This is a genomic window from Amycolatopsis sp. WAC 04197, from assembly GCF_003947475.1.
Taxonomy (GTDB): Bacteria; Actinomycetota; Actinomycetes; order Mycobacteriales; family Pseudonocardiaceae; genus Amycolatopsis; species Amycolatopsis japonica.
In genome coordinates this window covers 99,224-123,283 of sequence record NZ_QHJK01000006.1, presented here as the reverse complement: position 1 = coordinate 123,283, position 24,060 = coordinate 99,224, and the positions used below count along the sequence as shown (strand labels likewise).

The following is a 24,060-nucleotide window of genomic DNA, read 5'->3' as shown; positions in this document are numbered from 1 at the left end:
CAGATGGCGGCGGCGGTGGTGTGGTCCGCTCCGAACTGCAGAGCAAAGTCTCGTCCGTGTCGGTGAGAGGCGTAGGCGGCGCCGATGGCCACGAGGGCGGTGCAGGCGCACTGTACGACCAGCGCGAAGTCGCGTCGGCCCGTGGGCAGTGTTGCTTCGTTCGGGTTGTTCAAGGCGGTCACCGGGCTTTCCGGCGGTGCCGCTCGATCACGGTCGTCGCGGAGATCCGCAGCTCACGTTTCGAATTTCGATTCGTGGGGTTGTTGTTGGAACCGCGCCGGGGGGCACCACAGGAATCTCGCAAATCTCCGGCAGCTTGTCGGCCGGGTCGCCGGTGACCAGACCGACGGCGACCCGGCCGGGACACGCGAACACCGAGCCCGTGCTGTCGCGCGGTGACGCGGGTCACGGCGGGTCGTGTCACGTTCTCGGTGGTCCGCGGTGTCTTGAGAGGCATGCCTGAACACAAGACACGTCACAAGGTCGTGGTCATCGGTGGTGGTTACGCCGGAACGCTCGCGGCCAACCGGCTGCGGATGCGCGCCGACGTCGACATCACGCTGGTCAATCCCCGCCCGGAGTTCGTCGAGCGGATCCGGCTGCACCAGTTCGCGGCACGCAGCGGCGATGCGACGATCGACTACGGCACGCTGCTCGGCGAGAACATCGAGTTGGTCGTCGACAGCGTCGCACGCATCGACACCGCCACGCGCACCGTGAAGTTGGCCTCGGGTGGCGGATTGGCCTACGACTACGTCATCTACGCGGTCGGCAGCACCGCGGCGACACCGTCGGCCGTGCCCGGCGCCGTCGAGCTCGGTGTGCCCGTCGCCGAGTTCGAGGACGCGCAGCGGCTGCGCGCCAGGCTGGACGAATTGCCGCCCGCCGCGCCGATCACGGTGGTCGGCGGTGGATTGACCGGCATCGAGACGGCCGCGGAACTGGCCGAGCAGGGACGCCCGGTCACGCTGGTGTGCGGCCGAGCCCTGGCGCCTTATCTGAGCGCGCCGGGCCGCCGGTCGGTCGCCAGGTGGATGAGCCGGCACGGTGTCACCGTGATCGAGGCCGACGTGGTGACCGAGGTCCGGCCGGACGCGGTCGTCCTGGCCGGCGGTGCGGTCCGTGCGAGTGCGTTGACCGTCTGGACGGCAGGGTTCGGTGTGCCCGAGCTGGCCCGTGCCAGCGGGTTACGCACCGACGATCTAGGGCGGCTGCTCACCGACGAAACGCTGACCAGCGTCGACGACGACCGCGTCGTCGCGGCGGGCGACGCCGCCGCACCGTCGGGCCGGCCGTTGCGGATGAGCGGTTATGCCGCCGGGCCGCTCGGGGCACAGGCCGCCGACACCGTGCTGAGCCGTATCGCGGGCACCGAACCGGCGTTGATCGACCTGGCCTTCAGCGGCGCGTGCGTCAGCCTCGGCCGCCACGCCGGCATCCGGCAGCTCGCCCGGAAGGACGACAGTACGGTGAACCTCTACATCGGCGGCCGCATTGGCGCGTTGATCAAGGAAGTGACTTGCAGGTTCGTGGTGTCGAAAAGGATTCGCCGGGAGGCTCGCGAGCCGGGGGCCATGGGCTGGCCCAGGGGCGGCCCTCGCCCCGGCAGGCAGATCACCACCGCACAAGGAGTCGCGTCCCTGTGACCACCGACGAACACGCCGAGCGGTTCACCCACCTTCGCCCGCTGCTGTTCACGATCGTCTACGAGATCCTCGGCTCGGCGACCGAGTCAGACGACGTGCTGCAGGACGGCTATCTGCGGTGGGCCGAGGTGGATCTGGCGACGGTGCGGGACACCAAGTCGTATCTGGCCCGGTTGGTGACCCGGCAGGCGCTCAACACGGTGCGGGCGAACACGCGCCGTCGCGAGGACTACATCGGCCCATGGCTGCCCGAGCCGCTGCTGCTCGACGACACCGACCCGTCGGCCGACGCGGTGCTCGCCGAGTCGGTGTCGATGGCGATGCTCGTGCTGCTGGAAACCCTCACTCCGGACGAGCGCGCGGTGTTCGTGCTGCGTGAGGTGTTCGGCTTCAACCACGACGACATCGCCGCGGCGGTGGGCAAATCGGTGGCGGCGGTGCGCCAGGTGGCGCACCGGGCCCGCGAGCACGTACAGGCGCGGCGCAAGCGTTTCGCACCCGCCGACGCCGTGACCACCGCGCGGATCACCGAGAAGTTCATGACCGCCGCGGCCACCGGAAACCTGGAAGAGCTGCTCTCACTGCTCGCGCCGGAAGCCACCTGGACCGCCGACAGCGGCGGCAAAACCATCGCGGCACGCCGGCCGATCGTGGGTGCGGAGAAGGTCGCCGCACTCGTCATGGACCTCTTCCGCCCCGAGCGGCGGACGGCGGACCTGCGGATCGAGATGGTCAACTGCAACAACACACCCGCGTTGATCTCCTACCGCGGCGACCAGCCCGAAGGTGTCTTCCTGGTCGAAACCACCGACGGGAAGATCACCCACTTCTACGCCATCCGCAACCCGGACAAACTCCTCGCGGTGACGGATCCGCGTCAGATCAGCCGACGGTAAGCGATGCATGAAGTTCACGGACTTCCAAGGAGAACGAAAGGCGAACTCGAACGACAACGAAGTCCCAGCATCGACCCCGTCCGCGACCACGACACGTTTGCCTTACCCCTCAATAGTTCCGGAACTCGCCAGGCCCGAGCAACAGGCCGCCGGTGACATCGAGCCATTGGCCGGTGATCCAGCGGGCGTCCTCGGAGACGAGGAATGCGATGGCGTCGGCGATGTCCTCCGGCTGCCCGACCCGACCCAGTGCGGTGATGGCCGTGCTCTGCTCGACCAGGTGCGGGGCGTCCTGAATCCAGGAGTTCATATCGGTTTCGGTGACCCCGGGAGCGACGGTGTTCACGGTGATGCGCCTCGGGCCGAGTCGCTGCGCCAGGTTCCGGCCGAGCACGTCCACCGCTCCCTTCGTCATCGCGTACGCGGTCTCGGGCATGGCGATCCTGGTGGCGGCGGAGGAGACGTTGACGATCCGGCCGCCGTCCCGCAACAGCGGCAGCGCCCGTTTGATCGCGAAGTACGGGGTCTTCACGTTGATCGCGAAGAGCCGGTCGAACTCCTCGGGCGTCACCTGGTCGAGCGTGCCGGCGAAGGCGGCCGCGTTGTTGACCAGTATGTCCAGCGGCCGGCCGGTCAACCCCTGCTCCACTCCGGCGAACAAAGTGTCCACATCGCCGTCCACGCCGAACTCGGCGCGGACGGCGAAGGCCGCCCCGCCGACGCGCTCGATCGCGGCCATGGTCTCCCGCGCCGCGGCGTCATCATGTCCGTAGTGCACGGCGACCAGCGCTCCATCGGCGGCCAGCCGGGTGGCGATCGCTCTTCCGATTCCTCGCGACGCACCCGTCACCAGCGCCGTCTTTCCGGTCAGTTCCATGCGTTGATCTTGTGACCGATCCGCACGCGCGTCCAATACCTGTCGTTATAACCTGCGGCTATGGATGTTCGGGTCCAGGATCTGCGGTACTTCATCGCGGTCGCCGAGGAGTTGAGCTTCACTCGGGCGGCGAACGATCGGCTGTTCATCTCGCAGCCCGCGCTGAGCAAACAGATCCGCCAGTTGGAGGCCTGTCTGCGGGTGACGCTGTTCGACCGGGACCGCCGCGCCGTCGCGCTGACCGCCGCGGGTAAGGCATTGCTGCCCCGTGCCCAGCAGATCGTGCAGCTATGGGAGCGGGCACGCCGGGAAACGGCCGAGGCATCCTCGACGCAGCTGGCCACGCTGACAGTCGGCTTCCAGACCCGAATCGGCCGGGGCCTCATTCCTGGTGTCACGGCGAGAATGAGCGAGTCGCTGCCGAGCTGGCGACTGCGGTTCCGCCAAGTACCCTGGAGCGATCCGTCGATCGGGCTGGCCGCCGGCGATGTGGATGTGGCCATCGCCTGGCTGCCCATTCCCGATGACACCGGGCTTTCCTGGCGGGTGGTCGCCTCCGAGCAGCGATGGGTGGCGGTACCGCCGGGCCATCGCCTGGCCAGCCGCGAGGTGATCCCGTTCGCCGAACTCATCGACGAGCCGTTCATCGCGCTCCCCTCGTCGGCTGGGCCGCTGCGCGAGTTCTGGCTGGCGACCGCAAGCCGTCCGCGCCCGGCCGACGTCGCGGCCGAAGCCGAGACCGTCGAGGAGTCCTATGAGGCGGTCGCCTCCGGGCTCGGCGTTGCGCTCCTCGCCGCCGGAAATGTCGAGATCTACCAACGAAACGACGTGGTCTGCCGTCCGGTTACCGGGCTCTCACCAGGCGAACTCGCGGTCGTCTGGCGCAGCCCGGATCGCCGGGACGCGGTGCGTGTCTTCGTGAACGCCTGCATCGGCTGCTTCTGTGGCGACAGTTCCCGTCGGGAACAGGGGGGCACCGAGCCGCTTGCGGAGTCAGCAGATCGTTGAGCCAGGGCCGCGGGCCGTGGATCGATCGTCCCGGGCGTCGGCCTGCGTTCCACGGAACGGGTGCGCCTCAGGGGTGGGTCTGCGACGTGTTGCCCGCGAGGGCTTCGACGACCTTGCGCGCGGTGGCCTTGGCCGAGCCCGGGTTCTGGCCGGTGACGAGGTTGCCGTCGGTCACGGTGTAGGAGACGAAGGGGAGCGTGGCTTTCTCGTAGAGCGCGCCGCGCTCTTTCGCACGTTCTTCGGCGTTGTAGGGCACCAGTTTGTCGACGCGGGCGAGCACCTCTTCCTGCCAGGCGAAGCCGGTCAGGTGCTTGCCGTCGATGAGGTAGGTGCCGTCGGAGAGCCGGGTGTCGAGCAGTCCGCAGTAGCCGTGGCAGACCGAGGAGACGATGCCGCCGCGCTCGTAGATCTCGCGGGTGATGCGCTGCAGGCCTTCGGAGCCGGGGAAGTCGTACATCACGGCGTGGCCGCCGGTGAAGTAGATGGCGTCGAAGTCGGCGGAGTCGATCTCCTCGGGACTCTTCGTGGTCGCGAGGAGTTCCATTTTCGCGGGGTCGGCGCGCCAGGCCTTGGCGGTCTTGTCGTAGGTGGGGAACTTCAGCGACCGCGGCTCGAGCGGCGAGGCGCCGCCCGCTGGGCTCACCAGGGTCTGCTCGAAGCCCGCCTCGTCGAACACGTGCCAGGCGTGCGTGAGCTCGGAGAGCCACAGCCCGGTGGCGTGGGACGGGTCGTCGTAGTGACCGACGTTGGTGACGACGTGGAGGACGTGCTTGGTCATGGCTGTTCTTCCTTCCTGCGGCGCGGATGGCGGTGTGGCGGGCCGGTGTGGCTCGTGGTCATCGGATACCCAGTGCCCGCAGTGTCTTGAACGCCCGGGTCAGGATTCGCGCCCATCGCTCGTGTTCGATTCCGCGGGGCGGGGTGAAGCCCTGGAGCCGCTGGTGGGCCACGGTCTGGGCTTCGGTGTACTTGAGCAGTCCGTCGGCGCCGTGACGGCGGCCGAGGCCTGAGTCGCCCATGCCGCCCATGGGGGCGTCGATGCTGCCCCAGGCGGCGGCGAACGCCTCGTTGACGTTGACGGTGCCGGCGTGCAGCCGTCGCGCGACCTCGCGGGCCGCCGCGCCGTCGCGGCCCCAGACGCTCGCGTTGAGGCCGTACGGGGTGGCGTTGGCCATCGCCACGGCCTCGTCCACCGACCGGTAGCGGAAGATCGAGACGACCGGCCCGAACGTCTCGTGGTCGAACAGTGTCATCTCCGGTGTCACGTCGGCCAGGATCGTCGGCTCGTGGAACAGGGGGCCGAGGTCGGGACGGGCGCTGCCGCCGGCCAGCACGGTCGCGCCTTTCGACACCGCGTCGCCGACGTGCGCGCTGACGGTCTCGAGTTGCGAGGGGGTGGTCAGCGAGCCCATGTCCATCGAGAAGTCGTAGGCGGCGCCCAGGCGCAGGGCCCGGGTGCGTTCGACGAACGCGGCGACGAACGCGTCGTGGATCTCCTCGGCGACGTAGAGCCGCTCGATGGACACGCACAGCTGCCCGGCCGAGGGGAAGCAGGCGGCGACCGCACCGGCGGCGGCCTTGTCGATGTCGGCGTCGGCGAGCACCACCATCGCGTTCTTGCCGCCGAGCTCCAGCGACGCGCCGATGAGCCGCTCGCCCGCGTCGCGCGCGATCCGGCGCCCGCTGGCGGTCGAGCCGGTGAACATCAGGTAGTCCGCACCGGCCATGAGCGCGCCTCCGATGGAGCTGCCACGGCCGACCACCATCTGCCAGACGTCGGCCGGTAACCCGGCCTCGCGCATCAGTTCCATGGCCCACAGCGCGGTCAGGGCGGTCTGGGTGTCGGGCTTCTGCACGACGGCGTTGCCTGCCATCAGGGCCGGGATGGCGTCACCGGCGGCCATGCTGAGCGGGTAGTTCCACGGCGAGATGACGGTGACCACGCCCTTGGGGTGGTGCAGCTCGGTGGTGTGCGTCAGCACCGGGATCGCGCCCTTGCGGCGCTTCGGCGAGAGCAGCCGCCGTGCGCTGCGCGCGTAGTAGCGGGCGGTGATCGCGATGTCGCTGACCTCGAGGAAGGCGTCGCGGCGGGTTTTGCCGCTCTCGGCCTGCATCAGGTCGAGAGCCTCCTCTTGCCGCTGGAGGACGAGGTCGTGGAAGCGCAGCATGATGCGCTTGCGTTCGGCCACCGGGGTGGCCGCCCAGCCGGCCTGTGCGGCACGGGCCCGGGCGAAGGCCTCCTCGACGTCGTCGGGGGTGGAGACGGGCAGGTCCGCCAGCGGTGCGCCGGTGTAGGGCGCGGTCGTGGTGACCCGCTGGGCTTCGGCGCCGGCGGTGACCAGGGTGGCCAGGCGCTCGACCCGGGCCGCGGTCAGCGAAGCCGGAAGGGTGGTGTCGGCGTGGCGCGTTTTCGTGGTGGTCATCTCGTCCTCAGCTCCGGTCCTGGACGGAGGTGGGCACCGGCATGTGCAGTGCCAGCTGGCCTTCGGTGGTGACGTCGAGCTGGATCGTCCGGATCGGCTTCAGCGAGCGCAGGTCCTGGCTCATCCGGCCCTCCCCGAGCCGCAGGTCCAGGCCGCGGGGGAATCGCGTGGTGCCTGCGGAGAGCATGTTGATCTGGCTGGTCGTGGCGTGCCAGGCGCCGTCGATCGTGGTGTAGGAGGTCAGGGTGGAGACGTGCTCGCCGGTGGGCCGGGCGGTCTGCTTCGGGGTGGGCGCCGAGAGGGCGAGGTCGAGGCCGCCCTGGTCGTTGGCGACCCTGGCGGAGGTGCGCTCGGTGTCGATGTCGACGTCGAGCCGGGTGACCCACTTGGGGAAGCCGTAGCCGTCGTGGCCGCGGACCTGCGCGATCTCGGTGTTGACCGGGAGCGAGAGCACGTAGGAGTGCAGGGAGTCGTTCTTGAGTGCGGTGACCAGGTCGAGCAGGCCCAGCCCGCGGCTGTGCCGGGCCGGCTTGACGGCGATGCCGACGGCGGCCTCGGTGTAGAAGTCGATGTCGCACACGTCGTACCGGAAGGCCATCACCGAGACGATCCCGAGTCCCGGGGCGACCTCGAGCGGATCCAGCTCCTGTGGCAGGCGGTCCCGGATCGCCTTCGTCGGCGCGAGCATCGTGAGCCGGGTCGTGGAGATGCGGTAGTAGAAGTTCGGCGTCAGCGTGGGCCCGATGCGGGAGTCCACGCGGGTCTTCGGCATCCGGCGGAAGAAGTCGACGCTGCCGACCCTCGGATCCCGCGCGACCTCGTCGAGGTCGGTGTCCATCCGGAACCGGTCGTAGAGGCCGCCCTCGGGGACGGTGACGAGACGGCCTCCGAGGTCGACCTCGACGGTGCGGTCGGTCAGCTTGCCGGACGGTGTCATGAGCGCTCTCCTCAATGTAAGCGGCGTCAACACCGAGGGTTGCACGACATGTGAGCACTGTCAACACCGGAGGGTGTGAGGCCCGCGACGAACGCTCGGCAGGTCTCAGGGGGTGACCGACGCGATCGCGAGGAAGGCTCCGCGCACCCGCTCGGCAACCTCGTCGTCCGAGGCCGCCTGCAGCTTGCCGTCGAGATACAGGCAGGCCAGTCCATGTGCGAGCCCCCATCCGGCGGACGCCAGAGCCGAGGCGTCCGCCTCGGGAAAGACGTGATGGAGTGCGTCGGCCAGCAGTTCGTGCAAGGCGTCGGCGGCCTTGACCCGTTCGTCATCCGCGTCGTCGCACGGCTTGCCGAACATCACCCGGAAGAGGGCGGGGCGCCGCAACGCGAAGGCGACATAGGTGACCGCGAATTCGGCCAAGTCCGCGAGTGAGGTGGGCGGCGTGCGCCCGTCGCCCAGGTCTGCCAGGAGGTCCCGGAAGCCCTCGACGGCCAGAGCGGACTCCAGTGCGTCGCGATCCTTGAAATGACGGTATGGCGCTGTCTGTGACACGCCGGCCCTACGTGCGATGGCGCGAAGCGAAAAGGGCTCGCCGGCCTCGAGCATCTCCATGGCGGACGACAGCAGCGCTGCTCGCAGATCGCCGTGATGGTAGCCACCCTTCCCTGATGTTGACACCGCTTACTTCACCCTCCTACGCTGTTGTGAGCACCGTAAACATACCGCGTCCGGAGGAATCGAGGCCGATGTCCGCTCCCACGAACCCGCGTCCCTTCGACGTCGTGCTTTTCGGCGCCACCGGCTTCACCGGCGGCCTGACCGCCGAGTACCTCGCCGCCCGTCTCCCTCGCGAAGGGAGGCTCGCGCTCGCCGGGCGCAACCAGGCCAAGCTGGAGGGCGTCCGCAACCGTCTCCTCCGGATCGACCAGCGGGGGGAGGACATCGCGCTTCTCCACGCGGACTCCTCGGATCCTCGGTCCCTGGCCCGCGTCGCAGAGTCCGCGCGGGTCGTGATCACCACGGTCGGCCCCTACCTGGAGTACGGCGCACCGCTCGTGGCCGCCTGTGCCGCGGCCGGCACGGACTACGTCGACCTCACCGGCGAGCCCGAGTTCGTCGACCGGATGTACGTCGAGCACCACGCGACGGCCGAGCGGACCGGCGCTCGTATCGTCCATGCGTGCGGCTTCGACTCGATCCCGCATGATCTCGGCGCGCTCTTCACCGTCCAGCAATTGCCGTCCGGGGTGCCGGTGACCCTTCGGGGCGTGGTCCGCACGAACGCCACCATCTCCGGCGGCACGCTGCACTCCGGTCTCGGCCAGCTGTCGCGACCGCGCGCCATGCTGCTGGCCGCGGCCCGGCGCCGCCGGCTCGAGCCGCGACCGCGGGGACGACAGGTTCGCACGCGCGTCGGCCGCCCCCATCGCGACCGCGTGCTCGGGACCTGGCTGATCCCGCTGCCCACGATCGACCCCGACGTCGTCCGGCGGTCCGCGCTCGCTCGCCTGGACTACGGACCCGACTTCACCTACTCCCACTACGCCGGGGTCCGGCGCGCCACCACCGTCGGCGGCGCGGTCGCCGGTTTCGCCGCCGCCCTGGCGGCAGTACAGATCCCGCCCCTGCGCCGCGCCATCGGCCGGCGCATCCCGCAAGGCGAGGGGCCGTCGGCGGAGCGGCGCGACCGCACGTGGTTCACCGTCGACTTCCTCGGCGAGGGCGGCGGTGAGACCGTGCACACCCAGGTCAGCGGCGGAGACCCCGGCTACACCGAGACAGCCAAGATGCTGGCCGAGTCGGCGCTGTGCCTGGCCTTCGACGACAACCCGCCCACCGCCGGCCAGGTCACCACCGCCGCCGCGATGGGCGAGAACCTGATGCACCGGCTCCAGGACGCCGGCATCGGCTTCACCGTGATCAGCTGAGCTGCCCCCGACACTTCAAAGGAGACCCGAATGCAGACCGTTCTCGGCGCCGGCGGACCGATCGCCGACGAGCTCGTGAACGAGCTCCACCGCAACCACACCACAGACATCCGGCTCGTCAGCCGCAAGCCGAAGCAGGTCAACGACACCGACGAGCTCGTGGCCGCGGACCTCACCGATGCCGCGGCCACCAGCCGTGCTGTCGCGGGCAGCGAAATCGCCTACCTCACCGTCGGGCTGCCCCTGGACTCGCAGCTGTGGGAGCGGCAGTTCCCCGTCATCATGCGCAACGTCATCGACGCCTGCGCCGAACACGGAACGAAGCTCGTCTTCTTCGACAACACCTACATGTATCCCGGAACGTCGGCGCCCCAGACCGAGTCCACGGCTTTCGCGCCGGGCGGCCGCAAAGGACGTGTCCGCGGCGAGCTCGCCACCATGCTGCTGGAGGCCATGCGAGCGGGCCGGGTCCAGGGCCTCATCGGCCGCGCCCCCGAGTTCTACGGGCCCGGCCGGACCACGAGCTACACGAACTCGTTGGTGTTCGACCGGATCCGGGCGGGCAAGCGGCCGTTCGTCCCGGTCGACGCCCGCGCCAAGCGCTCCCTGATCTGGACTCCCGACGCGAGCCGGGCACTGGCCCTGCTCGGGAACACGCCGGACGCCTACGGCGGGACATGGCATCTGCCGGTCGACCCGAACCGGCGAACGTACGCCCAGCTCGTCGAGATCGCCGGCGAGGTCACCGGCCGCAAGGTCGGCTACACGGTGCTGCCGATGCTCGCCTTCCGCCTCGGGCGCCGCTTCGTCAAGCCGCTCGACGAGATGTACGAGCTGCTCGCCCGCTACCGCGACGACAACATCTTCGACAGCTCGAAATTCGCGGCCCGTTTCCCCGACTTCCGGGTCACCACGTACCGGGAGGGCGTGGAGCGGATCCTCGCCGACTGACCGCCCGACCGGTCACCCCGCGGGGCTGGACCGTGACGCGATCCCGAATCGGTTCCGGTACTCCGACGGCGTGACGCCCGTGGCGCGCTGAAAGAGCCGCCGGAAGTTCGACACGTCGAGGTAGCCGACGCCGCGCGAGATCCGAGCGACCGGCTCGTTCGTCAGCTCCAGGGACTCGCGGGCCTTCGCGATGCGGGCAGCCTGGATGTACTCCGTCGCCGTCAGGCCCGTGGCCTCCTTGAACCGCCGCTGGAAGGTGCGCGGGTGCATGGCCACGGTTCGCGCGAGACGCTCCACGGGGTGGGGTTCGTCGAGCCTGGCGTGCAGCTGGGCCTGCACCTGGCGAATGTCGGCGTCGCCGTGCTGGAGTCGGGGCGTGAACTCCTGGTAGAGGGACTGCCGCCGGCGAGGCGGGTCGGCGAGGACGAAACGCGCCGTGTGCACCATGACGCTGGGACCGAGCAGCCGGTCGACCAGCGTGAGCCCCAGATCCACCCACGCCAGGATTCCTGCGGCCGTCACGATGTCGAGGTCGTCGATCACCATGCGCGAGGCGTCCACCCGGATCTTCGGATATCGCCGCGCCAGTTCCTCGGCGAACGCCCAATGGGTCGTGGCGTCCCGCGAGTCGAGCAGATGGGTCTCGGCGAGCACGAAGACGCCGGCACACACCGCGCAGAGAGTGGTGCCCCCGGACCGGAGGCCGGCGAGCCAGTCGGTGAGCTCGCTGACCGACGTCATCAGCTCGGGCACGATGAGACTGGGCGGGATGATCACGTGGCTGAGGCGATGCTCGAGGTCGGGATGGGTGTCCGAGGAACAGACCATGACCGGCCCCTCCTCGGCGGCGGTCACGGTCCAGGTGCTGACCCGGATCACGCTCGGAGGATCGGCCGACTCGACGGCGTACTCGCTGGCGACGCGGAAGATGTCCCGGAGGCCGTGGATCGCCGAGACCTGGCAGTCTTCGTACTCCAGCAGGCCGATCTCACCGACGACCCGCGCACCGGTCTCGTCGACATGCGGGCCTGTGGCCGTCGGGCTCATCTCGTCTCCTCGGATGCCGTGGCCGGCACGCCTATGGGCGGCAGACCCCGCCGAGTCTGCCGCCTCGCGCCCTTTCCGATGTCATGCCTGGTGAAGCGCCTCGCGCAGCGCGTCGATGGACAGCTTCCGCGCGAGATTGGTGGCCGGGGTGTTCCGCAGGCCGTCCAGCAGCATGAAGTCGTGGACGGTTCCGCTGATACGGACGGCGGTCACTTCGACGCCTGCCTCGCGGAGCTTGTTGGCGTAGAGCTCGCCTCCGTCGCGCAGGACGTCTGCCTCCGCGGTGATGACGAGGGCTGGCGGCAGTCCCTCGAGGTCCTCGATCGTGGCCCGCAGGGGAGAGGCGTACTTCTCCTCGCGTTTGCTCTCGTCGGTCGTGTACGCGTCCCAGAACCACTTCATGCCGTCGCGGGTGAGGTAGTAGTGCTCCGCGAACTGGTGGTACGACTGGGTGTCGAAGTCCGGTCCGGTCACGGGGTAGAGCAGGATCTGCGCCTTGAGCGCGAGCCCGCCGCGGTCCTTGTTCATCTGCGCGAAGACCGCGGACATGCATCCACCCACGGACTCACCGGCGACGGCGACGCGGGAGGTGTCGAGGCCGTGGTCGGCGCCGTTCGCCTGCAGCCATTGACCGACGGCGTAGTTCTGCTCGACCTGTGTGGGGTACCCCTTCTCGGGCGCCCAGTCATAGACCGGGAAGACGCCGGCGGCACCGGCGCCGACGGTGAGCTCGCGGAAAAGGCGGTCGTGGGTCTTGTCGTCGCCGAAGACCCAACCGGCGCCGTGGATGTAGAACACGACCGGCAGCGGACCGGTGGCGTCCTTGGGCTTGATGATGCGGGTGCGGACGGTGCCCCACTCGCCGGCGTCGACGTCGACCCACTCCTCATCGACGTCCGGTCGCTCGACGCCCTCGCCGCTCTGCAGGTCGCTGAGGATCTTGCGGCCCTCTTCGGGCGGCAGCTCGTAGATGCGCGGATGCGGGTCGGTGTCCTCGGTGAGCTTCTTGGCTTCGGGCTCCAGGTACGGCGTGGTCGGGGCAGGAAGGTCGGTCATCGGAAGTCCTTTCCTCGAATGCCGGTCACTTGCCTCCTCGACGCTACGACCCGCTCGGCTCTCGCGCCGAGTGCCGCGAACGACTCCCTTCGAGGTGATCGCGACACTCCTACGGTTCCCGCCCTGACTCGCCTCAGTGTTCGACATCTGCGAGGTCTTCTTGCGCCGATACCCCACGGAGCATCACGGCGGCGAACATCGCCACCGCGAGCAGGATCAGCGCTGCGATTCCGCCGGTCCACGAGAGAGCGCTCGTGAACGAGTCGGTCGCCGCCGTGTACAGGGCTGCTCCGAGGTCCGCCGTCAGTTCGCGCGCGTGCAGCAGTGCGGCGGCGAGGGTTTCCTTGGCGGAGTCGAGAATGCCCCCGGGCAGTCCTGACGGGGCTGTGTCGGCGAGGCCCGCGCGGTAGAAGCCGAGCAGCACGGAGCCGAGGATGGCCGTGCCGAACGCGGTGCCGAGTTCGTAGGCGGTTTCGCTGATCGCGGCGGCCTGGCCCGACTCCTCCGGCCGTACCGAGCTCATGATGAGGTCGTTGGTCAGCGTCATGGCCACACCGGCGCCGAGGCCGACGAGGCACAGGCTGATCGCGATGAACCACGGTGGGGTGCCGGGGTCGAGGGTGAGCAGCATCGCGAAGCCTCCGGCGGTGATGAGTCCGCCGATGGCGACGATGATCGACGTGGGGAAGCGCTTGACGAGCGCCGCGGCGATGAACCCGGCGCAGGCGGACATCGCGGCCTGCGGCAGCATCCACAGCGCCGACTGGATGACGCTGAGCCCGGCGACCAGCTGCAGGAACTGGGTCATCGCGAACATGGCTCCGACGAGGGCGAACACCGACAGCAGGTCGGTGACCACCGCGCCGGTGAAGGCCCGGACGCGGAACAGGCGGACGTTGATCATGGGCACCGGCATGCGCAGCTGGCGGACGACGAACACCACGAGCAGGGTCAGCCCGGCGAAGAAGGTGACCAGCGCGGCAACGGGTTCCTTGCCTTCGGCGAAGGTCTTCACGCCGTAGACGAAGGCGATCATTCCCGAGAGCGAGAGAAGAATGCTGGGAACGTCGATGCCTCCCGGGTTCGGGTTCTTGCTCTCCGGGACGAGGATCGGCGCCAGCACCAGCAGGAGCACCATGACCGGGATGTTCATCAGGAAGATCGCGTGCCAGGTGAAGATCTCGATGATCCAGCCACCGACGATCGGCCCGGCGGCCGCGCCGAGCGCTCCCGACGCGGACCACACCGCCATGGCCGTTCGGCGCTGGCCGCGGTCGAGGAACATGTTCCGGATGAGCGACAGCGTTCCCGGCATGATCATCGCACCGGCGACGCCGAGCAGCGCACGGGACGCGATCAGCATCCACGGCTCGGTGGACACGGCGCCGAAGACCGAGGCGGCGGCGAAAACGACCGCGCCGACGAGCAGTATCTTGCGCCGACCGAAACGGTCACCCAGCGACGACATGGTGATCAGCAGGCCCGCGAGCATCAGCGAGTAGATGTCGAGGATCCACAGCTGCTGCACGCCTGTTGGCTGCAGGTCTTCAGCGATGTCGGCGAGCGCGAAGATCAGCACCACACCGTCGATCGCGATGAGCAGCATCGGCAGCACGAGTACCGCCAATCCCACCCAGGTGCGGGCCGTGGCCCGCTGAAGGGTTTCCGTCATGAGTTCGTCCTCCTGTCCGAGTTACTTCACCAAATAGTGTACATACACCAGATGGTATACTAATGGTGTCGACAGGAGGGCCGATGGCACGACCGAGCGCACGACCACAACTGATCGAGGCCGCACTGCGGGTGGTGGAAGCGGGCGGGATCACGGCGCTGACCTTGGACGCGGTGGTCGAAGAGGCCGGGATGACGAAGCGCGGGCTGATCTACCACTTCCCGAACAAGCACGCGTTGCTGGTCGGGATCCACGAGGAACTGGCGGACCGCATCGAGCGGGCACTCCTCGATGCCACGGGACGAGACCCCGAAGGCGCGAGTCTGGTGGATCGCACCAAGGGCTACGTGCTGGCCTCGCTCCGGTCACTGACCCATGTGGAGATGCCGTTCATTCTCGAAGCCGCCAACGACCCCGAGTGGATGGCACCCTGGCTCCGGGTCTACCGGCGCTGGTTCCCCGAAGGCGAGCAGCCCGTCGAAGACATGGACGATCAGTCGCTGCGATGCCTGGTCGCCCGGATGGCCGCCGACGGCTTATGGGGATACGAGAGCACCCTGGCGTCCCCGCTGACCTCCGAAGCCCGGGAGCGTCTGGCGGCAAGCATTCTCGACGTCCTCGGCGAGGACGCATGACACTGGCCCTGCGCGCCCGTTGAGAACGGAGACGACCTCGTCGGTCCTGCCAGATCGCCGGTCTGGTCGAAGCGCGGTGGTGCGGGGCAGACTGGTCGTCTGGCTCGGGCGTAGGGAGGCGCGATGGTCGGGGATCTGGTGGATGTGGTGGCAGCCGCGCTGGTCGCGGGAGCGGCGGTCGGGGCCAAGGACACCGCCTCGCTCGCGGTCAAGGATGCTTACGGTGGCCTGGTCGGCGGGCTACGTCGGCGGCTGGGCAGGAAGGCGGCCGAGGAACTCGAAGAAGCGGCCCGCGACGATTCCGTACCCGACCGGGAACAGCTGATCCGGGCCGAGCTCGTTCGAGCGCTGGACGGAGTGGACCTCGAACCCGATGACGAGTTGGTCGCCGCCGCGCGAGACCTGCTTGATCGACCTGGTTTGGCCGGCGGCAAGTTCGCCGTCGATGCCCGCGAGGCACAGGGTGTGCAGGTCGGCGACCACAACTCGATGACGCTGAACTTCGGCTCGCGATCGTCGCAGTGACCGCGTCGGCCGACGAACCGAAGCCCATGGCGGTCGACGCCCGTTACGGGCAGGGTGTGCAGGTCGGCGACCACAACACGCTCTACCTCCAGGTTCAGGGCGCTGTCCCGGAAAGCGGCGCGGTGGTGACGGCGATTCACGCCGAGCCCGACGCCGAGGTGTTCGTGGGAAGGGCCGCGGATTTCGAGCGGCTGACCGGGCTTCTGGCGCCCACCGAACCCGGCGTTGCCCGCCCGGTGGCCGGCGTGGTGCAAGGTATGGGCGGGATCGGCAAGACCGCGCTGGTCCGACGGGTCGCCGCGGAGGCGGTGGCTTCGGGGTGGTTTCCCGGCGGTGCGGTTTTCGTGGATCTGCGCGGCTATGAACCCACTGTGGAGAACCGGATACGGCCCGGTCAGGTGTTCGCGTCGGCGTTGCGGGCGTTGGGCGTGCCGGCCGAGGGGATCCCGACCGACGTGGCGCAGCAGCCGACCGCTTATCACCGGCACCTCGATCTGCTGGCCGCTCGCGGCCAGCGGGTGCTGGTGGTGCTGGACAACGCCGCGGATCCCGATCAAGTCCGCGATCTGCTGCCGACACCGTTCGCTGCCCGCGCTCACCGGGTGCTGATCACGTCGCGTGAAACTCTGCCTCTGGCCGGCGCCGATCGAGTGGAGCTGGGGGTGCTGGCGCCCGATGAGGCAGCGGAGCTGCTGCGGGCCGTGCTGCACCAGCGGGCCCGGAGCCGCGGCCTGCCGGCTGATCCTCGGGTGGCCGATTCCGCCGCTGTGGCGGAGGTGCTGCGGTGGTGCGGGTGGCTGCCTCAAGCCGTGGCGATCGCCGCGGGCGTCTTGGCCGAGGAACCGGACTTCACCATGGGTGAGCTCGCCGCCGACCTGGCTGACACGCGAACCCGGTTGGACGTACTGGATGACGGTGTCGGCGGGATACACGCCGCGTTCGCGACGTCTTGGCAGCGGCTGCGCACCCGAGATCCCGAGGCGGCCCGGTTGCTGTGCCTGCTGACGATCGCGCCCGGCCCGGACTCCGGTTCGGCGGCCGCGGCGGCGGTGCTGGGTGTGGACGAGGTGGTCGCGAGGGTGCGGTTGCGGGTGCTGACCCGCGCCCACCTGCTGTTGGGTGGCCCGCGGCGCTGGCAGTTCCACGACTTGCTGCGCCTCGCAGTCGCCCGGCACGCCGTGGCCGATCTCGGCATCGGCTCGGCGCAGCTCGCCGCCGCGACCGACCGGGTGCTCGACCACTACCTGGTGACGACGCGAGCCGCGCTGGGCTGGATGGCGACGGTGCGCTCCCAGGCACCGCACCCTCACGGTGGGCCGTTCACCGGCTGGCAGGACGCACTGACCTGGCTGGATACGGAACAGGCGTGCCTGGTCGCCGCGGTGGCGACAGCCGAGGAGGCCGAACAACATCAGAAGGTGGTGGATCTGGCTTTCGCCCTGTCGAATCTCTGGTCCTGGCGGCGTCAGGTGGCCGACTGGGGCGCCGTCGCCCGGATCGCCGACCGATCGGCGCGCCGGTTGCGTGACCCGGTAACGACGGTCTTGGCCATCGACAACCTGGCGGCCGCCCTGACCGAGGCCGGACGGTGCGAGGAGGCCCTCCACAATCTGAACACCGCGCTGCTGGCCGGCCGCGTACTCCTCGACGATCTGGCCATCGACGGCCGGATGATGGACGACATGGGCTTGGCGTTGCAGGGCGTGGGCGACGCCGGGAGAGCGGCAAGCTACCACCTCTATGCCGCTGACCTTTTCCAGGAACTCGGTGACCGCCGCAGCGAAGCCGCCGCGCGAAGCAACGCGGGTTCCGCGCTCCAGAAAAGGGGCGATCACATCCGCGCTCTCGACGAGCACACCGCCGCGGTGGCGACCTTCCACGACATCGGTGACCGGCCTCATGCGGCGATGGCGCGAGGCAACTTGGCGATCACCTTGTACGAGCTCCAGCAGCGTGGCGACGCGATCGACGTGTTCCTCGCTGCGGGAACTGCCTTCGAGGAGGTCGGCGACAGGCGCAGCGCGGCGCAGACGTGGCGCAACCTGGGTGTGGTGTTCCGCGAGGCGGGTTGGCTTGCCGACACCGTGCAGGCGTTCGTCGCCGCCGCCGTGACCTACGCGAAGATCAGTGACCGTCGCGCGGAAGTTCAGATATGGCGCGAACTGGAACGCATCTTCACCGCCGCCGGCCGACCCGACGACGCCCGTGACGCCGCAGAACGGGCGGCCCCGGCCCCTGAGACCGCGGGCTGTGACGAGCCGGTTCAGGGTTTGCTGGGTTGGCGGCTCCGCCCGGATTTCGAAGACGAACCGACGCGGTAGCGCCAGGGCCCGACGCATCGAACGTCAGGTCATGGGACACGCGGAGCGAAATCCGGAATCGCGGACACGGGCGACTATCAAATCGTGTGGCGAATACCCCGTAACTTCGCGGAGGACGCAGGTTTCCAAAGAACAAGGACGCCCTGCGAATATGACGTTCGATACCGCAATCGGCCAAATGGCGGTTGCTTTCACCTGTGCGTCACGGAACCGTAGCCGCCGACGGTGAGAGACCGCCTCTCGCTGAAACTGGGTCAGGATTTCCAATCAGGTAATACGTGCCGAATCACGTTCGCCGTGAATTCGATACACAGCCAGAGGGGAAATATATGCAATCGAAAGTGAGGAAACTTCTCGGCGCTTTGACGATGTCTGTCATCGCCGCGTTCGGAGTGCCCGCTCCGGCCACGGCGCAGGCGGACGCCATCGCGGACGAATATGCTGGGGGAACAGTCTCAGATCTGCTGGGCGCGGATGGCGCGGTCAGCGCGCTCCGACCGGAAGCGCGGAACGGGACAGTCGAGGAGGCCCGGCGTTACGCCGCGAGGAACCACGACAATGTTGCGGACACGAACGCCGATGAGCTGAAGAACGTGGACGCACTGCAGGCCCAGCTCGCCACCGCGGCGGTGGAACCGCCGCCCGAGTGGCTGCTCAACGAATGCCTGAGCCGTCCTGGAGCGGACGGAATCGGTGGCCATGTCCTGTTCCGTGGTTACTGGTGTCAGAAGAACAAGGTCCATGGCGAGTACATCTACAACGGGAAGAAGGAAGGCGAGTTCACCGTCGAGTACCGGGCGCAGGCGGTGGCCAATCCCTTCACCCGCCAGGTCCATTACTGGTTCCATGGCGACGACTACGACACCAGTGGCAGCTTCTCCGGCTGGTCCACCCTGAGCCTCAAAGTCGAGTGCGTCGACTTGACTGTGGGCTGCTCCGCCGATCGAAAGTATGTGACGATGGACGTCGGTGACTGGGACGACGGGGAATGGGTCAACTGGAACCTCAGCTCCGACGAAGCCGCCGCGACCCAGCAACCCGAGAAGGTGCTCCGGAACCTGTTCGTCCTGCGGGGAAGCGCTCTCGATGACTTCAACCGGCCCGTGGAACTGGACTCCCTCACCAGACCGGGGTTCCGCTGCGACTCCGCGGACTACTTCGCCGGAGCTCCGAAGGCCTGCGTGTTCACCGACGTGATCCCTCGTCTCAACTACGAATACGGCCAGGGCTACAACGAGGTCGTCGACCACATCAAACTGGCACACCTCAACCCCGGGGCCACGCATCCGCCCAGGCCGGGGAAACTGATTCCCGGCCACTGGGGCGGCATCCCGAACTCGGCAGGGCTGAACAGGGTTCCCTACGGTCTCGACACTTGGACGAAGAACCGCAACGCCAAGGACGCGGCCTGTAGAACGCTGCCACCGAAACAACCTGGGCAGGAGTGCGACGAGTACCCGTTCGCCACCACTGTGCAGGGCGCCGGCCGGGGCGACGGGAACTTCTCCGTCAAATACGTCAACGGAAGCCAGAACGGGCTCGCGGGCAACGCTCTGCAAACCTACCTGCGCTGGGACCGGATCCTCTACGACGAGGACCCCGTCGCCGACGGAACCCTCGATGAGTACTGGGTGAAGGCCGGCTAACCGCTACAGTTACCGGCCATGGCGACACTCCTGACCCAGCCAGTCCACGGCCTGGTCGGTATCGACTACAAACACTTCACCATCCAATCGCGGGGGCTCACCGAGCCCCCGCGATTCCCCTTCGACCAGCCGCACAACCTGATACTGCCGATACGAGACGCCCTCGCGATCTTCGTCGCCGGCGATTACACCGCCTACGCCCTGGTCCACCTCGAAGCCTGGGACAGCGAACCCACAGCCGGTGCCCCGGCCCACAGCGACACCGAAACACAGACCGTCAGATTCACCGTCGCGGACATCGCCGCCCAGGGCGCCATGGCCACAGCGCCCGACACCGGCGAACTCCGGCTCTCCGCTCCCGGCCCGTACCACGTCCGCGTCCACCGCTGGGGTGTCGAGGACGTGAACCACGTTTTCGACGCCAATCCGAACGCGACCATCCACCGCAGCGAACGCTTCATCGTGCAGTTCTGGCCGGCCGACGACCGCAATACCGTGCAGCACCACGAGCCACGCGCTCTCAGCCACGACCAGCAACTGCATACCGCGATACGTACCTGGGCAACCGGGCACCAATCCTGAACCGAGCCAAGTTCCGCACTCCCCATCACCCCGATCTCGAACAAGAGACGGGACTGTAAAACGAGCGGTGTAACTCCCGATCATGGAGTGCACCTGATGACCGACATGATGTCCGGCGTGGAGAACGCCGAGGATTCGAAGCCCGAGAGCGGCTTGGATGGGCTGGATGAGCAGCTCGTCGAGCAGCTGCTGAGCCGTGCCAAGGCCGGTGGCTGAAGCTGACCGGTGATCCATGTCGCGTTGACGGTGACCTGCGAGGGCGCCAAATACTGGTTGCATGTGCTCACCGAGCTGAACGCAGACGATCGCCCAGACCTGCGTGGTTCACCTGCTGCGCACTGACTGTCGTGCGAGTCGTGGCTGCTGCGGAAGAGTTCCTGGCGTTGCGCGACTCCCAGCAGGAAGGAACGCCGGTATGGCCTTACCTTCGCGAGTTCGCGCTGATCGCGCGATCCCGGTCGGACTTGTACCTGAATCCATTGCGTGTAGCCGGCTTCCGGAGAAGACCGCGGTTCAAGGCGCAGCTCGCTCCGGTTGCCGACGACGTGCGACTGGATGGCGGGGCAGGAGTGCCGGGCGTACGGGCACACGATGACAAATCCGACCCCGGGAGGGGCCATCGCGCCGATTGACAGGCTGAGGTTTGCGCAGCGGGTCCCGTTCGCCGCGCCGTGTTGCCCGCCACGATCACGAGGTGGTCTTCCGGCCGCCTGCTGCACGTGATGTATTCGCGGCCGTCCGACCGGTACGCGGCGAAAGACCGATCGCGTGGTCGCCGTGTCGTCGAGCACGGGAGAAGTGGACAACGACCGGTGACGCTGCCAGGGTCGCAAGTCTCGATTTCTCGTGCTGGAAGGGATTTCTCATGCCAAAGGTGGCGACTCAGGCGTCCGTGTCACTGGACGGTTTCATCGCCGGGCCGGAGAACGGGGGGTTCGAGTACCTTTTCGCGTGGTGCCGTGCCGGCGATGTCGAGGTCCCCACCGCGTCGGGCCGGTCGTACCTGGTCTCGGAGGCGTCCGCCGACTATGTCCGCGACATGATCGAGGGCTACGGGGCTCTGGTGGTCGGGCGAAACCAGTTCGACGGCATGAACGGGTGGGGCGGACAGCACCCTATGCGCGTGCAGGTCTTCGTGGTCACTCATTCGGTGCCTGAAGGCTGGGCTCCCGAAAGCGCCGAGTTCGTCTTCGTGACCGAGGGCGGCGTCAAGGCCGCCATCGAGCAGGCCAAGGCGGTCGCCGGGGACAAGAACGTCGGCGTGGGCCCGGGCGTCGTAGCCCGCGAAGCGCTGGAAGAGGGCTTGCTCGACGAGATCCGCATCGACCTCGTGCCGTTCATGCTCGGCGACGGGGTCCGTTTCGTGGACACGCTCGGTAACGCTCCCCGGAAGTTCGGTGAGCCCCGGGTCATCCAGGGCAAGAAGGTCACGCACCTCGTCTATCCCGTGGAGCCCGGCGAATAGTGCCGATCACCAGCTGCCGGCTCAGAGGTCCAGTGCGCGGGCGAGGGCGGCGATGACCGGGCCGTCGTGGCGGGGCAGGTTACTCTCGGCCCAATCTGTTGCCAGCGCCAGGAAACCGGTGAGGTCGTGCTCGGCTCCGGCAAGGAGGTGCCGGAGATCGGCGGCAGGCAACTCGATCGTCGGGCTGTCGGTTCGCTCGGCGTCGACGGTCAGCCGCACGGCATCACCGTGGCGTTCGGCGAGGGGATCGGGATCGTGCCCGAAACCGACCTGGCCGCTGCCCTCGACGACTTGGTGCCATTCGCGCCAGTCCTCCAGACCGTTGCAACAGCCCGGCATGAACTCCACGCCTGTGGAGCTGTCCGTCACCTGAAACCCGCCGGCCGCGAAGAGGGTGTCAAGCGTGAGCAGGCCGTGCAGGAACGACCCCAGCGGGTCGGCGGGACGCGGCGGGCGGACGCCGTCCTCAGGGTCGATGTCGTTGCAGGCGGCGATGTTCATCACCGCTGTACCGACCTCGAGAGGCGTGAGTTCGCCGTTGAGCGGCATGTATCCGAACGATTCGGTCTCGGCGACAGGCCAAAGGGCGAAGCCGTCCGTCGCGCGGACCTCCAGAACGGGCTGCATCGTGATCACCCGGGGAGTATCTCGCATTTCTTCCGGACTACGCGTCGTCGTCCGGACGGTCTTCGAGAATCCGATCGTCCTGGTGCGCGCCATAGAACCGGGCCTGTCGCGACATGATCTCGCGCATCGTGGTCCCTCTCGGGACGCCGTACACGACCTGTGGGAATTCCAAGGTGCGTTGTAGTTCCCAGAGCTCGTCGTGCCGGTCCGGCGAGAACAGTGTGGCCGGGTTCCCGGCGGCGATCCAGCCGATGGGGAGCACCGCGCCGGGTTCCAGCCGCGAAGCGACGTGCAGCACGCTGTTGATCCGTAGTTCGGCGCCGGTGCCGGCGACCGAGCCGGGGAACAGCGACGCGCCGGTCGCCACGAACACCTCGTCCTCGACGGTGGCGCCGTTGACATGCGAGTGCGGACCGATCAGCACCGCGTCGCCGATGGTCACCGGATGCCGGTCACGGCCGCGGATCAGCGCGTGCTCCATGATGACGACGTCCGACCCGGTGCGTATTTCCCCGTCTTCGGCGGTGAGCACGGCACCGTGCAGGACCCGGGCGCGCTCGCCGAGAACCACCGCGCCGCTCAGCACCGCGGACGGCGCGACGTACGCCGATTCGGGTACCACGGGCCGTCGTCCTCGATGTTCGATCAGCATGGCTCCACGCTATCCGCGGGGTGAAGGCGGGTCGCGGGTCAGCCGAACCGGACTTCGGGGATCGCCGCCATCAGCCGTTCCCACTCGGGGTATTCGGCGAGTTTTCCTTCGTAGACGGCGGTGATCTTCGCCGCCAGCTCCGGATCGGGGTCGTCGGAAACGGCGAGCCCGACGTGCAGTTTGGCGTAGTGCGGGAGGATCTCCGGGTCGCCGGCCAGATGGACGGGGTCGTACATGTAGCGCTCGAACGCGCCGAGGTCGGCGAGGCCGAAGGAATAGCCGTGGGTGTAGCCCTCGGCCGCATCGCCGAGAAGCCTGCCGACCGTGGAGAACGCCACCGACTCCACCGCCGCGGTCCGGCGGATCAATTCCAAGGCGCGGGCCTTCTGCTCCTCGGTGCTGTCCTCGCGGAACGCGAAGCGCATGAACTGGACGATCAAGACTGCCTCCCGTAGATTGAACCGGTGAGTTCAAAGTAGTGAACGGGTGGGTTCATGCGCAATGCCGGACGCTGAAAGTCCGGTGGATAGGATCGTGTCGTGACGAAGACGAGGGTCGACAAGCGCCAAGCGATCTTGGACGCGGCCTTCACGGTCTTCGCGCGCCACGGGTACGCCCGGGCATCCGTCCAGGAGATCGCGGACGAGGCGAAGGCCGCGAAACCCACTGTCTACAACCATTTCGGCGACAAGGAAGCGTTGTTCCGCGGTGCCATCGCGGCAACGGCCGACAGTGTCGCCGCCGACACGCTCGACGCCATCGAGCCGCTCCGTGACGCGGGGGCCGATGTTCGCGCGACACTGCGGACCGCGGCTTCCCGGCTGCTGCGCATCTGCTCCGGCGAGCGTTCGCACGCGCTCCGGTCGCTGGCTTACGCCGAGCTCGCCGCGTTCCCCGAGCTGGCGGTCACCATGCAGGAGCGCACGTCGGTGCACCTGACGGAGGCCTTGGCCGACCGGTTCGCCCGCCTCGCCCTTTCCGGCGCTCTTCGCTCCTGCGATCCGGCCAGGGCCGCCGAGCAGTTCCTCGCCCTGCTGATCGGGCCACTGGAGTCCCGCTCGCGGCTGGGCACTCGCGCTGTCCCGGCGGCCGAACTCGAAGGTATGGCGGAGTCGGCGGTCGATACCTTCGTGCGCGCGTACGGCCCGTAGTTCCGGTGAGTC

General features: G+C 68.3%; 23 protein-coding genes. 12 read left to right on the top strand and 11 right to left on the bottom strand.

All coding sequences use genetic code 11. The features are described from left to right. Positions 1-455 precede the first annotated feature (455 nt). A complete protein-coding gene (locus DMC64_RS22730; RefSeq protein ID WP_125735203.1) occupies positions 456-1,646 on the top strand; it encodes an NAD(P)/FAD-dependent oxidoreductase in 1,191 nt (396 codons plus the stop codon). Further along, complete coding sequence (gene sigJ / locus DMC64_RS22725; RefSeq protein ID WP_125735202.1) at positions 1,643-2,542, top strand: RNA polymerase sigma factor SigJ; 900 nt, start codon at positions 1,643-1,645, stop codon at positions 2,540-2,542. The genes DMC64_RS22730 and sigJ overlap by 4 nt, the downstream gene beginning before the upstream one ends. A gap of 109 nt (positions 2,543-2,651) precedes the next feature. On the opposite strand, the gene DMC64_RS22720 is transcribed toward sigJ, so the two are convergent. Further along, positions 2,652-3,419: an SDR family NAD(P)-dependent oxidoreductase gene (locus DMC64_RS22720; RefSeq protein WP_125735201.1), complete on the bottom strand. Its 768-nt coding sequence runs from the start codon at positions 3,417-3,419 to the stop codon at positions 2,652-2,654. Positions 3,420-3,479: 60 nt separating this feature from the next. Between DMC64_RS22720 and DMC64_RS22715 the strand changes: the two genes are divergently transcribed. Beyond that, a complete protein-coding gene (locus DMC64_RS22715) occupies positions 3,480-4,427 on the top strand; it encodes a LysR family transcriptional regulator (RefSeq protein WP_125735200.1) in 948 nt (315 codons plus the stop codon). 67 nt (positions 4,428-4,494) lie between these two features. Here DMC64_RS22715 and DMC64_RS22710 read toward each other — a convergent pair whose 3' ends face one another. From DMC64_RS22710 to DMC64_RS22695, 4 genes are all read right to left on the bottom strand, one after another. After that, positions 4,495-5,205, bottom strand: coding sequence for a type 1 glutamine amidotransferase domain-containing protein (locus tag DMC64_RS22710; protein ID WP_125735199.1), 711 nt, complete (start codon positions 5,203-5,205; stop codon positions 4,495-4,497). A gap of 58 nt (positions 5,206-5,263) precedes the next feature. Continuing rightward, the gene (locus DMC64_RS22705; protein ID WP_125735198.1) at positions 5,264-6,850 is read right to left on the bottom strand and encodes a succinic semialdehyde dehydrogenase; all 1,587 of its coding nucleotides are present in this window, start codon (positions 6,848-6,850) and stop codon (positions 5,264-5,266) included. Between the two features lie 7 nt (positions 6,851-6,857). Continuing rightward, complete coding sequence (locus tag DMC64_RS22700; protein ID WP_125735197.1) at positions 6,858-7,787, bottom strand: acetoacetate decarboxylase family protein; 930 nt, start codon at positions 7,785-7,787, stop codon at positions 6,858-6,860. Between the two features lie 105 nt (positions 7,788-7,892). Continuing rightward, positions 7,893-8,402 carry a TetR/AcrR family transcriptional regulator gene (locus tag DMC64_RS22695; RefSeq protein WP_233629775.1) on the bottom strand — a complete coding sequence of 170 codons (510 nt, stop codon included), beginning with the start codon at positions 8,400-8,402 and terminating at the stop codon, positions 7,893-7,895. 134 nt (positions 8,403-8,536) lie between these two features. Between DMC64_RS22695 and DMC64_RS22690 the strand changes: the two genes are divergently transcribed. Together DMC64_RS22690 and DMC64_RS22685 are read left to right on the top strand one after the other, a co-directional pair. Then, entirely contained in the window at positions 8,537-9,718 is a 1,182-nt protein-coding gene (locus tag DMC64_RS22690; protein ID WP_125735196.1) for a trans-acting enoyl reductase family protein, read from the top strand. Between the two features lie 30 nt (positions 9,719-9,748). Continuing rightward, positions 9,749-10,669 (top strand): NAD-dependent epimerase/dehydratase family protein, encoded by a 921-nt coding sequence (locus DMC64_RS22685; protein ID WP_125735195.1) that lies wholly within the window; start codon positions 9,749-9,751, stop codon positions 10,667-10,669. Positions 10,670-10,681: 12 nt separating this feature from the next. Here DMC64_RS22685 and DMC64_RS22680 read toward each other — a convergent pair whose 3' ends face one another. The 3 genes from DMC64_RS22680 to DMC64_RS22670 all read right to left on the bottom strand — a co-directional run bounded on the left by DMC64_RS22680 (position 10,682) and on the right by DMC64_RS22670 (position 14,444). Next, positions 10,682-11,716, bottom strand: coding sequence for a GlxA family transcriptional regulator (locus tag DMC64_RS22680; protein WP_125735194.1), 1,035 nt, complete (start codon positions 11,714-11,716; stop codon positions 10,682-10,684). A gap of 81 nt (positions 11,717-11,797) precedes the next feature. Further along, a complete protein-coding gene (locus tag DMC64_RS22675) occupies positions 11,798-12,772 on the bottom strand; it encodes an alpha/beta hydrolase (RefSeq protein ID WP_125735193.1) in 975 nt (324 codons plus the stop codon). Between the two features lie 133 nt (positions 12,773-12,905). Then, complete coding sequence (locus DMC64_RS22670; RefSeq protein ID WP_125735192.1) at positions 12,906-14,444, bottom strand: MFS transporter; 1,539 nt, start codon at positions 14,442-14,444, stop codon at positions 12,906-12,908. A gap of 83 nt (positions 14,445-14,527) precedes the next feature. On the opposite strand from DMC64_RS22670, the gene DMC64_RS22665 reads away from it, so the two are divergent. The 6 genes from DMC64_RS22665 to DMC64_RS22640 all read left to right on the top strand — a co-directional run bounded on the left by DMC64_RS22665 (position 14,528) and on the right by DMC64_RS22640 (position 21,618). After that, positions 14,528-15,079 carry a TetR/AcrR family transcriptional regulator gene (locus tag DMC64_RS22665; protein WP_158634249.1) on the top strand — a complete coding sequence of 184 codons (552 nt, stop codon included), beginning with the start codon at positions 14,528-14,530 and terminating at the stop codon, positions 15,077-15,079. 123 nt (positions 15,080-15,202) lie between these two features. Then, the gene (locus tag DMC64_RS22660; protein WP_125735190.1) at positions 15,203-15,604 is read left to right on the top strand and encodes an RIP homotypic interaction motif-containing protein; all 402 of its coding nucleotides are present in this window, start codon (positions 15,203-15,205) and stop codon (positions 15,602-15,604) included. Continuing rightward, on the top strand, positions 15,601-17,925 hold the full coding sequence (locus DMC64_RS22655; RefSeq protein WP_125735189.1) for an ATP-binding protein: 2,325 nt from the start codon (positions 15,601-15,603) through the stop codon (positions 17,923-17,925). Before DMC64_RS22660 ends, DMC64_RS22655 begins: the two co-directional genes overlap by 4 nt. Before the next feature lie 368 nt (positions 17,926-18,293). After that, a complete protein-coding gene (locus DMC64_RS22650) occupies positions 18,294-19,571 on the top strand; it encodes a NucA/NucB deoxyribonuclease domain-containing protein (RefSeq protein ID WP_158634248.1) in 1,278 nt (425 codons plus the stop codon). An 18-nt stretch (positions 19,572-19,589) separates the two neighbouring features. Next, positions 19,590-20,153 carry a hypothetical protein gene (locus tag DMC64_RS22645; protein WP_125735187.1) on the top strand — a complete coding sequence of 188 codons (564 nt, stop codon included), beginning with the start codon at positions 19,590-19,592 and terminating at the stop codon, positions 20,151-20,153. A gap of 865 nt (positions 20,154-21,018) precedes the next feature. Further along, positions 21,019-21,618, top strand: coding sequence for a dihydrofolate reductase family protein (locus DMC64_RS22640; RefSeq protein ID WP_125735186.1), 600 nt, complete (start codon positions 21,019-21,021; stop codon positions 21,616-21,618). A gap of 21 nt (positions 21,619-21,639) precedes the next feature. On the opposite strand, the gene DMC64_RS22635 is transcribed toward DMC64_RS22640, so the two are convergent. From DMC64_RS22635 to DMC64_RS22625, 3 genes are read right to left on the bottom strand one after another with little or no spacing between them, the layout of a single operon-like run. Next, the gene (locus DMC64_RS22635) at positions 21,640-22,338 is read right to left on the bottom strand and encodes a hypothetical protein (RefSeq protein ID WP_233629774.1); all 699 of its coding nucleotides are present in this window, start codon (positions 22,336-22,338) and stop codon (positions 21,640-21,642) included. Then, positions 22,283-22,897, bottom strand: a complete 615-nt coding sequence (locus tag DMC64_RS22630) for a gamma carbonic anhydrase family protein (RefSeq protein WP_125735185.1) — start codon at positions 22,895-22,897, stop codon at positions 22,283-22,285. Before DMC64_RS22630 ends, DMC64_RS22635 begins: the two co-directional genes overlap by 56 nt. Before the next feature lie 38 nt (positions 22,898-22,935). Next, positions 22,936-23,322, bottom strand: coding sequence for a Dabb family protein (locus DMC64_RS22625; protein WP_199755062.1), 387 nt, complete (start codon positions 23,320-23,322; stop codon positions 22,936-22,938). A gap of 114 nt (positions 23,323-23,436) precedes the next feature. Here DMC64_RS22625 and DMC64_RS22620 point away from each other — a divergent pair, with 114 nt between their 5' ends. Continuing rightward, complete coding sequence (locus DMC64_RS22620) at positions 23,437-24,048, top strand: TetR/AcrR family transcriptional regulator (RefSeq protein WP_125735183.1); 612 nt, start codon at positions 23,437-23,439, stop codon at positions 24,046-24,048. Positions 24,049-24,060: the final 12 nt, after the last annotated feature.